Origin of the sequence: Arthrobacter sp. G.S.26, from assembly GCF_050847375.1 — a bacterium.
Lineage (GTDB): Bacteria > Actinomycetota > Actinomycetes > Actinomycetales > Micrococcaceae > Arthrobacter.
The window spans coordinates 1,881,516-1,894,395 of record NZ_CP193752.1 but is presented as its reverse complement, the minus strand read 5'-3'; the positions used below and the strand labels follow the sequence as shown (position 1 = coordinate 1,894,395).

13 protein-coding genes and 1 pseudogene are annotated in these 12,880 nt (G+C 62.5%); 9 read left to right on the top strand and 5 right to left on the bottom strand.

Features of this window, described 5'->3' with window-relative positions:
• Positions 1–55: 55 nt before the first annotated feature.
• Positions 56–361: a MerR family transcriptional regulator gene (locus ACRB8A_RS08575; RefSeq protein ID WP_082178258.1), complete on the bottom strand. Its 306-nt coding sequence runs from the start codon at positions 359–361 to the stop codon at positions 56–58.
• Between the two features lie 135 nt (positions 362–496).
• Here ACRB8A_RS08575 and ACRB8A_RS08570 point away from each other — a divergent pair, with 135 nt between their 5' ends.
• From ACRB8A_RS08570 to ACRB8A_RS08545, 6 genes and pseudogenes are all read left to right on the top strand, one after another.
• The gene (locus ACRB8A_RS08570) at positions 497–922 is read left to right on the top strand and encodes an Hsp20/alpha crystallin family protein (protein WP_050685217.1); all 426 of its coding nucleotides are present in this window, start codon (positions 497–499) and stop codon (positions 920–922) included.
• Positions 923–1,090: 168 nt separating this feature from the next.
• Entirely contained in the window at positions 1,091–1,468 is a 378-nt protein-coding gene (locus ACRB8A_RS08565; protein WP_050685218.1) for a hypothetical protein, read from the top strand.
• Positions 1,469–1,857: 389 nt separating this feature from the next.
• Positions 1,858–2,652 (top strand): hypothetical protein, encoded by a 795-nt coding sequence (locus ACRB8A_RS08560; protein ID WP_432245969.1) that lies wholly within the window; start codon positions 1,858–1,860, stop codon positions 2,650–2,652.
• Complete coding sequence (locus tag ACRB8A_RS08555) at positions 2,649–3,080, top strand: phage holin family protein (protein ID WP_432245968.1); 432 nt, start codon at positions 2,649–2,651, stop codon at positions 3,078–3,080. Before ACRB8A_RS08560 ends, ACRB8A_RS08555 begins: the two co-directional genes overlap by 4 nt.
• Entirely contained in the window at positions 3,077–3,718 is a 642-nt protein-coding gene (locus ACRB8A_RS08550) for a DUF3618 domain-containing protein (protein ID WP_432245967.1), read from the top strand. The genes ACRB8A_RS08555 and ACRB8A_RS08550 overlap by 4 nt, the downstream gene beginning before the upstream one ends.
• A 134-nt stretch (positions 3,719–3,852) precedes the next feature.
• Positions 3,853–4,682 (top strand): annotated as a pseudogene (locus ACRB8A_RS08545) (DUF2382 domain-containing protein).
• 126 nt (positions 4,683–4,808) lie between these two features.
• Here the strand turns inward: ACRB8A_RS08545 and ACRB8A_RS08540 are convergent.
• Positions 4,809–5,501 carry an LmeA family phospholipid-binding protein gene (locus tag ACRB8A_RS08540; protein ID WP_056601164.1) on the bottom strand — a complete coding sequence of 231 codons (693 nt, stop codon included), beginning with the start codon at positions 5,499–5,501 and terminating at the stop codon, positions 4,809–4,811.
• 310 nt (positions 5,502–5,811) lie between these two features.
• Positions 5,812–6,891 (bottom strand): helix-turn-helix transcriptional regulator, encoded by a 1,080-nt coding sequence (locus ACRB8A_RS08535; protein WP_056601094.1) that lies wholly within the window; start codon positions 6,889–6,891, stop codon positions 5,812–5,814.
• Between the two features lie 145 nt (positions 6,892–7,036).
• On the opposite strand from ACRB8A_RS08535, the gene ACRB8A_RS08530 reads away from it, so the two are divergent.
• Complete coding sequence (locus ACRB8A_RS08530) at positions 7,037–7,333, top strand: hypothetical protein (RefSeq protein WP_050684325.1); 297 nt, start codon at positions 7,037–7,039, stop codon at positions 7,331–7,333.
• A gap of 90 nt (positions 7,334–7,423) precedes the next feature.
• On the opposite strand, the gene ACRB8A_RS08525 is transcribed toward ACRB8A_RS08530, so the two are convergent.
• A complete protein-coding gene (locus tag ACRB8A_RS08525) occupies positions 7,424–8,362 on the bottom strand; it encodes a LysR family transcriptional regulator (RefSeq protein ID WP_050684324.1) in 939 nt (312 codons plus the stop codon).
• A 239-nt stretch (positions 8,363–8,601) separates the two neighbouring features.
• On the opposite strand from ACRB8A_RS08525, the gene ACRB8A_RS08520 reads away from it, so the two are divergent.
• Positions 8,602–9,720, top strand: coding sequence for a PrpF domain-containing protein (locus ACRB8A_RS08520; protein ID WP_050684323.1), 1,119 nt, complete (start codon positions 8,602–8,604; stop codon positions 9,718–9,720).
• A 12-nt stretch (positions 9,721–9,732) separates the two neighbouring features.
• On the top strand, positions 9,733–11,178 hold the full coding sequence (locus ACRB8A_RS08515; protein ID WP_432245966.1) for an SLC13 family permease: 1,446 nt from the start codon (positions 9,733–9,735) through the stop codon (positions 11,176–11,178).
• Positions 11,179–11,373: 195 nt separating this feature from the next.
• Here the strand turns inward: ACRB8A_RS08515 and ACRB8A_RS08510 are convergent, their stop codons facing one another.
• Entirely contained in the window at positions 11,374–12,798 is a 1,425-nt protein-coding gene (locus ACRB8A_RS08510; RefSeq protein WP_432245965.1) for a glycoside hydrolase family 32 protein, read from the bottom strand.
• Positions 12,799–12,880: the final 82 nt, after the last annotated feature.

The window sequence follows — 12,880 nt, the reverse complement described above, 5'->3', positions numbered from 1 at the left end:
GACACCTCTGGGTAAGCGTGGCAATTGAAGGGGCCAAAAGAGCTACTTCACCCGGTCAGTCGCGGCGGTACCCGGCGGACCGTGCGGCGGCCAACTTATGCTCCAGATGCCTGTTCATGGCCTCGAGTTCAAGGACCAGCCGGATGCCGGCCAGGTTGAGCCCCTCTTCGAGTAGTACGCCGATCCGGCGCAGGGTCTCAAGGTCATTCTCGCTGTAACGGCGCGTACCACCGCCCGTGCGGCCCGGCTCCAGCAGGCCCTTGCGCTCATACAACCGAAGGTTCTGCTGCCCCGTTCCCACCAGCTCAGCCGCAACTGAGATCGCATAGACCGGGGCGCTTTTCGCTGGACCCACTGCCACCAAAAACCTCCAAAAAATCCCGAAATGACCTTGATCCAGTTTCTCACCCAGTGGTATAAAAAATCTATACCAGCCACGACAGATAGTTGGACTGGTAGCTGAGATCAATAAACGATTGCAAGGAGTGAGAAAACAATGCTGATGCGTACCGACCCGTTCCGCGAGCTCGACCGGCTTGCCCAGCAGGTTCTAGGTACCACTGCCCGGCCCACACCGATGCCGATGGACGCCTGGCAGGACGGGGAAGAATTCGTCGTCGCCTTCGACCTTCCTGGAGTAGCCGTCGATTCGGTGGACATCGACATCGAACGCAACGTCCTGACAGTCCGGGCGGAGCGGACAGACCCTGCCGATGCGAAAACCGAGCTGATCGCGGCCGAACGTCCCCGCGGCGTGTTCAGCCGCCAACTGATCCTTGGTGAGGCGCTGGACACGGATGCCGTAAAAGCAGCCTATGACGCCGGAGTGCTGACGTTGCGGATCCCCGTGGCCGAGAAAGCCAAGCCCCGCCGCATCGAAATCGCCTCCGAGTCCAATCAGCGCCAGGAAATCAGCGCTTAACCCCACCGTGAGGGGACCACGGAATGCGCTGCACGCGCGGTCCCGAGGCCAACTCCCCGTGATGATCCCCGGCGCCAAACGCCGGGGATCATCACTCCTCTTACTGAACCGGGTGGCGCGATGCTGGATTAATGCCGGCCTGGTCTGCAACAAGGCGAAAGGGCACCAATGAGCGCCTGGCATCCCTATAACGAGAACCTGCTCCCAGCCTTCTACGAACGCTTTGAACAACGCTGGGGTAAGGGAACAGCCCCGTTCCTGGACCCGGAAGTCCACGAAGAACCACTCCCCCGCGCCCAGTGGATTAACCCCGACACCGGCGCGGCAGTCGCGGTCGTCCCTGTCTGGACCGAGAACCCCCAGCACCGATCCTTCGGTGTCTTCTACCTGCCTCCCACCGGCGACATCTGGGTCTTGCGCCCCGGACACACTGCCTACACCGAGGCCGGCGCAACAAACTCCGAAGAACAGATCACTCTCCGCAACGACGCATTCCGCAAAGCAGTCGACCACGCAAAGAGATTCATCTACGGCACCCAAACGTGAATCTCCACAACTGATCCACAACCTCGCAGGACGTGCCGCCCCGCCGTGGAGACGGGATACCCGCAGTCCTGACACGAGCGTCCCCCTGCTTTAGGGAATCAGGTCCGGAAATACATCAGACGCAGGACGGCATGGGTGAGGGCCTACAGCGCGGCCACCCGCCCAGGAGATCAGCGAACGCGGATCAGGGCGGCCGGGTAGGTGCGGCAGGCAGCACATTCTGCGCTTCCAGCGCCGCCGCTCCGAACCTCTCCACCCCACGACGTCCCTAAAGAAAAGTCTTGCGGACTTGATAGCAAGTGTGCTTAGTATCTGATTAGTAATCATGCTTACTAAACGCGGTGGGCAGTGTGTTCTGCACCCGCTGCAACTTCCGAAAGAGAGCGATCATGACTGAGAACCAGTGGACCGATGTTGCGGCTCCCGCACCCATTGACCCGTCCGGCAGCCCAACACCCAACGAACGGGCAGGTGCTGCTTTCGCTGGCAGAAAGGATGCCGCGAAGGATGAGGCGACTGATGTGGCCCGGACCGCGGCGGATTCGGCGCAGAATGTCGCGCAGACGGCCAAGGAGGAAGTCGCCCATGTGGCGTCCGAGGCCAAGTCCAGTGCGATGGACCTGATGAACCAGGCAAAATCCGGGCTCACCAGCCAGGCCGGGACCCAGCAGCAGAAGGCTGCCGAGGGAATCCGGAACATCTCCAGCCAACTGCACAGCATGGCCGAGGCTCCCGGAGAGCAGGGCATGGCCACTGACCTCATCCGTGAAGCGGCGGAACGCACTTCCTCCATCGCCGGCTGGCTTGAGAACCGGGATCCGGGTTCGCTCCTTAGCGAGGTGCAGACCTTCGCCCGGAACAAGCCGGGCACCTTCCTGCTGCTGGCAGCGGGCGCCGGTATCCTTGCCGGCCGCCTTACCCGTGGACTCACCGCCGGACCCACAGAAAGCCACAGCGCAACCATCACGCCAGCGCAGCAGGTCGCCGGTCGAACACAGCAGCCTGCACTGCGGCACCAGGAAACTGTAGTTGCCGCGGGTAGCGACGCTGACCTTCACGCCGAGCCCGTAGTAGGCGCCGGGACCCCGGTGTCCACGGCCTCCCTCCCGGCCGGCACGTCGGCGGACACACCGTTGCGGTTCGAGGATGACCCGTACGATCCGGGCGAAGGACGTCAGCTGTGAGCAGCCAAATCCCCGAACCGGCCCCGAGTGAGGCCCATCGGAAAGCGGATACTACCTCGTTGGGTGAGCTTCTGGGTGATGTCACCAAGGACCTGTCCACCCTGATGCGCCAGGAAGTGGAACTCGCCAAAGCCGAACTGAAGCAGTCAGCCACCCGGGCCGGAAAGGGCTCCGGAATGCTGGCCGGGGCAGGGGTTGCAGGGCATTTCGTCCTGATCTTCCTCTCCCTGGGCCTGATGTTCGCCCTCGGCGCGCTGATGCCGCTGGGCTGGGCCGCCGTGATCGTGGCAGTCCTCTGGGGCATCATCGCCGCCGTCCTGGCCAGCATGGGCCGCAAGGAACTCAAACAGATCAAGGGCCTGCCGCAAACCACCGAAACACTCTCCGAAATTCCCCCAACCCTAAAGCCAGGTGAGGTAAACCGATGAGCGAAAACCCCGACGCTATCCGCGCCGACATAGAAGCCACCCGGGCCCGGCTGGGCACCAACGTGGACGCCGTGGCCGATAAGGTCACCCCGGCCAACATCGTCCACCGCCAAACCGACAAGGTCAAAGACGCCGTCTTCGGAATGAAGGAGAAAGTCATGGGCGCAGCAGACACAGCCACCACCCAGGTCCACAACAAGGCCGGCACCGGCGCAGGACACACCAGCGATGCCCTGCACCAGGCCGGCGACAACGTCGCCCACACCCTCAGCGACGCCGGCGCCGCCATCTCCGACGCCCCGCACCAGGTCAAGTCCAAAACCCGGGGCAACCCGCTCGCCGCGGGCCTGATCGCTTTCGGCGCCGGACTCCTGGTCTCGTCCCTGATCCCGGCCAGCGAGAAGGAACGCGAAGCCGCGGACCAACTCAAAACAGCCGCCGAACCCCTCACCAGCCAACTCACCGACGCCGCCAAGGACATGGCCGAGGACCTCAAGCAGCCCGCCCAGGACGCCATGGAAAGCCTCAAATCCACGGCCACCGACGCCGCCGAACACGTCAAAGACGAAGGCCAAGGCGCCGTCGCCGACGTCAAGGACCGCAGCACCGAAGCCAAAGACAACGTCCAGAACACCTGACCCACACCATGAAGCGCCGCGACAACGCGCCAGCCCCGACGCTGGCGTCGGTGCGCGCCAAAAACACCTCGACCGCCCCGGAAACGGACCTCCGATGGTCCGTTTTCTATCCGAAGTACAACAAGGAGAACAACATGATCAGCAGTGAGAACCTTGCTTCCCTCAGCTCCGCCGGAGGTAACGTCATCGGATCCGACGGCGGGAAAATCGGCTCCATCGGTCAGATCTACGCCGACGATGAAACCAACGAACCCACCTGGGTGACTGTTAAGACCGGTTTTTTGGAAGCAATGAATCCTTTGTCCCCCTCCAGTCCGCCTCCCAGGAGGGACACGACCTTGTTGTCCCGTACACCAAGGACAAGGTCAAGGAAGCCCCGAACGTTGCACCTGACGGGCATCTGACACCCCAGGAAGAAGACGAGCTCTACAGCTATTACGAGCTCCCCTCGGGCGCAGGGTACACCGGCACCAATACCGATGCCCGCACCAGCACCGGCACCGGCACCGACACCGACACCGACGCCGGTACCGCTGACCGCGGCACCGTGGGGCATGACACCTCCGGCCCTACCACCGACGATGCCATGACCCGCTCCGAAGAGCAGCTGCACGTTGGCACCCGCACGGAAGAAACCGGCCGGGCACGACTGCGCAAATATGTTGTCACGGAGAATGTGACCACTACAGTTCCCGTGCAGCGCGAAGAGGTTCGCCTCGAACGCGAGCCCATCACCGATGCCAACGTTGGAGATGCCAAGGCCGGCCCGGCCATCAGCGAGGAAGAACACGAAGTCATACTCCACGAAGAGCGCCCCGTCGTGGAAAAGGAAACCGTGCCCGTCGAACGCGTGCGGCTCGAAAAGGACACCGTGACCGAACAGCACAACGTCACCGAGGAAGTACGCAAAGAAGAAATCGAACTCGACGACGACAGCTCCACCGAACGGCGCAACGACCGCTAACTCTGCGCTCCTTGGCCAGCGCCGGTCAGCCCGGCACCACACCGGAGGTCCGTCTCCCCATGGGGAGGCGGACCTCCGTTCGTACTGAACGGCGCGAAAGCCGGGAGGCCGAGGGGGTGGGTGTTGCTATGGGGTGAGCCTGACGTCGTCACCCCGGAGAGTTGCGCGGAAGCCGTCGCTCTGGACAACAACGTCTTGGAGCCCGAGCCCATCCGGCAGGCCCTCGATGTTGTGTTCGATTGTGACGAGCCTTCGCACGACGGCAGCCGTAGCGGCGGAGAGAAAGTCCGGCCCGCCAACGTCGATGGAGCGTGGCTCAACAACGATCCTTCCGGCCTTCACCTCGACAGTGCCCGTTGCAACGACCCGCACTTCCCGGCCGAGGACCTCAACGTCGCGGACCACCGTGGCCTGCCCGTCGTCGGCGGCGCGAACCACTGTGCCATCCCCGAGTTCCCCGGCGACGACCTCGAACGGGACGGTCGCGTCGACATCGAGCCGGTCAGCAACCAGCCCATCCGGGCCGGTAACAACGCCCTGCCCCACGGCTTCGACATCCCTGAGCGTCGAACCGGCGGTCACTACGGTCCCCGCGTCAAGCGCAAGATCGGAGAACCACACGTCATCCTCCCGCAGGCCTGCGGGCGCCTCCCTGCCTGGCTGATGTGCCGAGCCCTTGGACGGCGACGTTTCGGGCCCGGACTGGCTCCCGCCGGCCGGGGAACTCACCACCCACCAGAGGATTACGGCTGCGACGCCGAGCATCAAAACCATACACACAGCACCGATGAACCAGTCTTTCGCGCGTTTCCACTCCATGGAAACATTCTGACGGCTGACCACCTCCACATGCGACGGCTTGTGAGGGCACTCGGCGCTGACTCCCCCGAACATGTACTAAGTTTGCTTAGTATGCGAGGTTTCGGCCTAGACTGGCACGATGGATTCGATATCGGCCATTGGCCTCGTGTTCCTTGCAGCCATCGTGTGGACGGGCATCACGGCAGTGCTCTTATGGGGCGGGGATCATCAAAAGCAACGCCTACAGGGGCTCACAGAAGGAGCCAAAGCCGGAATGCGTGCCACCCCGTGATCAGCGCTTAGCCGCCGTCCGCCGGCGTCGATCTGCTCAATCTCGTTGTTCGGTCCTTGCTGCGCCCACGCGAGTGCCGACGATCTGCGCCAGCAGGGATCGGCGATTGTGCGTGCGTGATTTCGCGAAAATGGTTTTGAGGTGGTCTTGCACGGTCAACTCTGAAAGCGTCATCGCCGCGGCAATCGTTTTCGTGTCGCTTCCCGCTACAAGCATTCCCAGGAGCTCCGCCTCGCGTGGGGTCATACCGTAGGCCAGGGCGTAGACCTCAAGCCGCTCGTCGGGAGCGGCAGCCTCCAGAGTCACAGCTATCTGCGAACCCATTCTTGCGGCGCGAACGGTGATCCACGTGCCCTCCATGAGATGCACACGCGCGCTGGCCTCGTGCGAGTCGACATCCTGTTCAACCGCAAGTAACTGCGCTGCAGCATTGTAGACACTCGCGGGCACCGGCGGCAGGGTGCCGGCAGTTGGCAGGAGTGTTCGAAGCCACTCTCCGGCCGCCCCGGTCTGGCTGACCACTTCGAGGTTCTCGCTGAGAATAAGGACTACGGGCCCTCTTCCGAGGCGCAGCGCCGGCGGAATCGTCGAAAATGTACCCGCCTGCCGCATCCGAAGCGCTCGTGTCAGCGACGGCGCGAGATCACTCAGAAACGCGAGTTCATGGCTGCCGAATGCCTTTGGACTCGTTCGCCATAGGTCAAGAAAACCCCAGCAACCATGGCTGTCTGCCATCACGATCGAGGCCACATCCTTGACCCGGTAATTTTGCAGCATTTCCGTCCAGAGAAGGCTTTCCGCTAGCTCTGCACCCGTCGCCTCGAGCAGCGACGCCGCCGCCACCCGGCGGGTGATCAAATCAGTCCATCGATTGACCTTGGTTAGGTACTTAAACTTGATAAGGGACGGCAGCTGACCGAATGCCGGGACATCCGCGTGCGGGTCAGAACCGACTGTGGTCACCGGATCCGTGAGCAGCCAAACGTGGGCATCGAAGTCGAGAGCACGATGCAATTCGCGAAGCGCGTCAGTTCGGAACGTTCTGGCATCTGAAGGCACTGCGCTGATGGACTCTATTCGCTCCCGAACGTTGGCCAGTGTCAGTTGCGTGACCATATCTCGACAGTACGCCCAAAAAGCCCCGTTCCTCCGCCTTGAGATTGCAGCTGCCCGCTGGAAGAAAGATCCCAGAAAGTTGGGATGGTTACCGAGAGCGACGAACCCTACGCTCAGGGCACACCCCAACGAGAAAGTACGGGACATGCCTATTCTCAGGATTGAACACCGCACTCACGACTTCGCGACATGGAAGGCCGCGTTCGACCGGGACCCGGCCGGGCGAGGCAAAGCAGGCGTGCAGAGGTACTCCATTTACCAGCCCGTCGATAACCCCCGGTATGTTCTGATCGACCTTGAGTTCCCGACGGTCTCCCAAGCCGAACGCCTCCTGGCGTCGATGAGACAGATCTGGAGTTCCGGGGCCGCAGGGCCCGCCTTCGGGGGCGAGCCACGGACGCAGATCCTCGACACCAAGGAAGTCGTTCAACTCGAAGCCTGACGGCGGGTATTTACGTGCGGCAATGCCCGGACAGTCATACAGCGGGCCAGCCGGGATTGGCGCTTACCCGCTGGCGGCCTAACCATCAGCTCAGAGATAATCACTGCCACGTTCACGGGCGATCTCCAGAAGGGTTGAATGGAAAGCTACCTCGGCGGGTGCGTATACCTTGTCTTGGCGTTGGGCCAGAAGAACCCGGCGCAGGGGGGCGTCAGCGCCGAGGCTTAGGACCCTGACATCGGGATGCTGCAAGGCCACTGCTGTTTTGGGGACCATCGCCACACCCATGCCCACGCTGACCATGGCTTGAGCCTCTTGGTAATCGTTGGCCAGGAACCCGATATTCGGCTCAAAGCCGGCGTCGTGGGCGGATCGTTGAAGTACCTCAACCACAGGGTGCGCCTCTGCACGGACTATCCACGACTCCTTTCGGAGGTCTTTCATGGACACTTCATCACGATCCGCCAAGGGGTGCCCCTTGGCCACAAGGACCACCGTGCTCTCCTGGAACACCTCCGTGATCCGAATGGATTCGTCGTTGAAGCGGTTCCAAGGGTAATCCCAGAGCAGGCACAGTCCAGTCACTCCGGACTCCAGGTCCGAAACCAGTTCATCGAAGCGGGCGCTGCGCACAGACAGGCCAATTGCCGGGTAGCGCTTCTTGAATGCGCGGATCACCAGCGGCAAAAATGAACCGGCCAACGTGGGAAACGTACCCACGGTCAACGAGCCCCGGCCCAACCCGGCAATCTGACCCAAGTCGGACCGGGCCGCACGCATCTGTCCTACGATCCTCCGTGCGTGTCCAGCCAGCACCTGACCGGCCTCCGTGGGAACCACCCCGCGGGATCGGCGATTGAGGAGGGGCTGCCCTACTTCCTGCTCCAACTTCCGCAACTGCTGGGAGACGGCAGACGGTGAGTACATCATGATGTCAGCCGCCGCCGTGATGGATCCTTGCTCAACCACCTCCACCAGGAGGGCGAGCCGCCGAATATCAAATAAATCCATGTTCTCATCGTTAAGCATTGCTTCAGCCTTCCCCGTATTTTGTTCATTCTACGCAGGACTGCGATTCCCGGTGCCTGCCGGAGGGTGATAATCCGGGACCAGGCAATTCTTCAGCTCCGCCTCGTCCTGCCGCAGCAATGAGTGAAGCATCCCTACACTCCCCTTCATATATCCAACATTGTCTTCATATGTGATTCGCATCATCCTCGTAACAGGCCGCAAAATTTGCAGGATGCCACGAGAGGCAGGGAAGCACAATGAAGATCGAAGCCGAATGGATGCGCGGAGGCACCAGCAAGTGCTGGGTCTTTGAAACCGAAGACCTGGACAGGGCCAACGCCAATCTGGACGATCTCCTGCCCCGACTCTTCGGAAGCCCGGATTCCCGGCAGATCGACGGCGTAGGCGGGGCCACTTCAACCACCAGCAAGGCAATGCTCCTAAGCCGCCCGGCGGACAAGGAAGTGGATGTCGAATTCACTTTCGCCCAGGTGGGCATCGAAGAAGCATCTGTTGACTGGGGCAGCAACTGCGGAAACTGCTCGGCGGTTGTGGGTCTTTATGCCATCGAGAAAGGGTGGGTAGTTCCTTCCGGCGACTCCACGCGGATCGTCACGCGGAACACCAACACGGGACAGATCATCATTCAGCGGGTTTCAACACCCGCCGGCGCCCTGCCGATCGTCCCGGACGCACAGATGCCCGGCGTTGTGTTTCCCGGCTACAGAGTGGGGCTCGGCTTCCAGAATCCGGCCGGCAAGACCACCGGACAACTGCTGCCCACGGGCTCGGCATCTGACACGATCGTTGCCGGCGGAACCCGCTGGACGGTTTCCATGGTGGACGCCGGCGCACCCGTAGTCATGGTGCGGGCTGAGGAACTTGGCCTGGATACTGCCCGCTACGACACATGGAAAGCCGAAGTTGAACTTCAACTCGACACACTGGACGTAATACGCCGCCAGGCTGCGGTCCGGATGGGAATGGCAGCAACTCCCGCCCAGGCCGCGCGGGCTGTTCCCAAACTTGCAATCGTCGGCCCGCCCGAAGGGCCTGACGCCGCAGGTGACGTAAACGTCATGATGCTCTCCATGGGGAAACCGCATCCCGCACTGGCGATCACCGGCAGCATCGCGTTGACGCTCGCTGCCCGTACGCCGGGCACCGTGCTGAACACCATCACCGGCAACACATCCATAGCAGTTCTGAAGCTCAGGACGCCCGCGGGCGTCATCGAAACCTGGAGCGAGGAACAAGACGGATCCCTGCTGGTCGGCGTCGACCGGACGGCGCGCACCATCGCCTCCAGCATCATCCACCTTCCGGAGACTCTCGGCAACGCCGTCGAAGCCTCACTAGCAACAGCCACTCGATGAGGAGAAAACACCATGGCTAAGACTATTTTCAAACCAGCTCCCGAGGCTGAGAGCGACATCCGGGAAGAACGTTCCCAGCAGCCCAACAACCGCCGCCGTATCCTGCTGGTAACGGTTGCCGCTTCTGCCATTCTGGGCCTGGTCGCCATCCTGTTCGGGGGTGCCCTCTTCAACCCGGCGGCCACCCCGGAATCGGAGCCGACCATGACCGCCACCCAGATCATCCCGCTGGTAATCCTCGTGGTGATGTTCGTTGTCGCCACCAAGTGGCCCTTGAACATCGGCGTCATGGGACTCGTGGCCTCCTTCGGCGTCGGCTACTTCATGCTCGGCATGACCGACAAGGAAATCCTTGCCGACTTCCCCGCCAATATCGTGATCACGATCATCGGAGTCACGTACTTCTTCAGCATGGCCCAGAGGAACGGGACCATCGACATCATCGTCCAGAACTGTGTGCGGCTGGTGCGGGGCAAGACAATGCTTCTGCCGTGGGTATTCTTCCTTCTGGCAGCATCGCTCACCGCGCTTGGAACCTTCTCCCCTGCCGCCGTCGCACTCCTGGCCCCCGCCGCCATCGGACTGGCCTACGAATCGCGCATCCACCCCGTGCTCATGGGCGCTTTCATCATCAACGGAGCTCACGCCGGCGGCTTCTCGCCGCTGTCCGTGGCAGGCGTCCTGGTCCATGACATCGCGGTGAAGAACGGCTTTCCGATCTCCCAAGGCGCGCTTTTCGGAGCGAGCTTTGCCCTGAATCTGATCCTGTCCGTGCTGACGGTAGTGGTGTTCGCCCTCCTGGGTAAGCTTCGCGACGGCGCTGCCGGCCAGCACGCCGACCTTGAGACCCGCACCACCCGGCCACGCTGCCAGCAAATCCTCACGTTGGGACTCATCGTGGCCATGCTCGTCTGCGCTTTGGGCTTCCACATGCCGATCGGCTTTGTCGCCCTCTCAGCAGGACTCCTGCTGGCACTGGTCAACATCAAGGAACACCAGACCTTCATCGGCGGAGTCTCCTGGTCAACTGTGCTGCTCGTCGCAGGGATGATCACCTACGTCTCCCTGCTCCAGCACGTCGGGGTCATCGATACCCTCGCCGAGCAGGCCCTGGCCCTTGGAGCACCGCTCCTCATCGCCCTCGTGCTCTGCTACGTCATCGGTGTCGGCTCAGCCTTCGCATCATCCACCGCACTGCTGACGGCCTTCATCCCCTTGGCTGGTCCCCTCCTGGCAACCAGCTCACTGAGCGCCTCGGGGACAGTGGCTGCCCTCGCCATCGCCGCGACTGTCGTGGATGTATCGCCCTTCTCCACCGACGGTGCCCTGGTGGTCGCCAACGCCCGCGAAGACGACCGCCAGCGCGTTTACAAGCAGCTGATGATGTACGCCGGCGGAGTAGTCCTGGTAGCACCCGCACTTGCCTGGGCCTTGCTGGTACCAACCGGCATCATGTAGGCCGCAAGGCCATGAAGACTGCCGGCATCAACGATCGGCCGGCGTGGGGATTGCGCCTTGCACACCATCGCAACAGGTAGCCCGAGAGACGGGCGCAAAAGCGCAAACCCCGTGCACCTGAGGCAGGGCCGCCACACCGGCGGGCCCTGCCTTAGGTTTTACAGTCCGGCCTTGTGCACTCCAGGCAGGAGCGGGCTACGGTGAGACCGCGATCTCACGGATGGTCAGGTCGCGGAACAAGGCCGCTCCTTCATGGGCGTACAGCCGGATACCGTCATCGCCTTCAAGGGGGAAGACCCGGTGCGAGTGCACCACGCGTCCATCTCCGACGAACATCTCCACGCTGGTGCGATCCACGAGGATACGAAGAGCGAGGCGGCCTGCGGAGGGGTCCACCGCGGTTTGGGTTTCGCCGGCAGTGGGGTTGATCGTGGGGCCACGGTTGACGTACGTGAACGGGCCACGCAGGTAGGCGCCTGCGGCGACATGCCGGCCGCCACCCGGGGCGCGGCACACCTCAAGACCGAGATTGGCCGGTGGTGCGGCTGGGTCCCACACCACCTCGCACGACAGGTCATATGCCAGCGACCGGACCTTCAGATCCTTTGTACCCGTAACCGCCAGATCGCCCAGACGATGCGTGCGCTTCACGTGGTTACCCAGCGCAGACGTGGGCGCGGAGGTGAGGTAATAGGCACCGGTCCCACGCTTGAGCCGGACATCGCGCACGATCATGTCATCGCCGTTGTAACCGTCAGTTGCCAGGGTTGGCGTGTTGTGAGGGTAGTCCCAGAAGTTCGCCCATCCGATGGCCCGTCGGAGGCCAGGGTCTACAGCTCCCGATGCATCGTGATGTGGGTAGGTCACCGCGCCGTAGAAGTCGAAGCCGTAATCGAGCCATTCCGGTTCGGGATGGTCGGGCGTGAAGGAACTGCCGTCAAAAACCCCCGTCCAGTAGGCATACGTCGCGGGCAGTCCGCGGCCTTTGCCGTTCGCACTGGTGCCCAGGACCCAATGCGGGGTGCCGTCGTCGGCGGTCATCAGAAAGAGGTCAGGGCATTCCAGAAGCCCCAGGTCGCTCCGGACAAATTCGCCAACACGCTGCCAGGACCGCAGGTCAGGTGAGGCGTAGAAACCCAGCTTCTGCCCCTCCGCGTTGGCCATGAACCACCGCTGCCGGTCCTCATCCCAGATCACCTTGGGATCGCGGAAATCGTGCAAACCAGGGTTGGGCAGCACCGGCTCCGTGCCGCCCGGCTGAAATGAGCGTCCCCGGTCCGTTGAGTACCAAAGATACTGGGCCTGGCGCCCTTCCGGCGCTTGGGTAACCAAGGCGATGACCGCACCCGCTCCGTATCCGGAGGTGTTTCGCTCATCCACCACCAGGCATCCGGACCAGCAGTCGCCGTTGTTGTTGCTGAATTTCGGTATCGAGACACCGCGGTCCCGGAAGGCAACGTGATCGGTGGTGGTGGCACGGCGCCATGACGTGCCGCCGCCGCCAGTGATGTAGTCGGCGTTGTACAAGTAGTAGTAGTGGTACTCGCCATCCAGGTAGATGGGCCGTTGGGGATCGTTCTTCCAGTTGTCGGCCACGCTGAAGTGATAGACGGGGCGCATTCTGGATGGTCCTTTCGACGGGCTGCCTGCCGCGGACGCAGGATTGGACAGCGCGATGGACCCACCCAACGCAACCGCACCG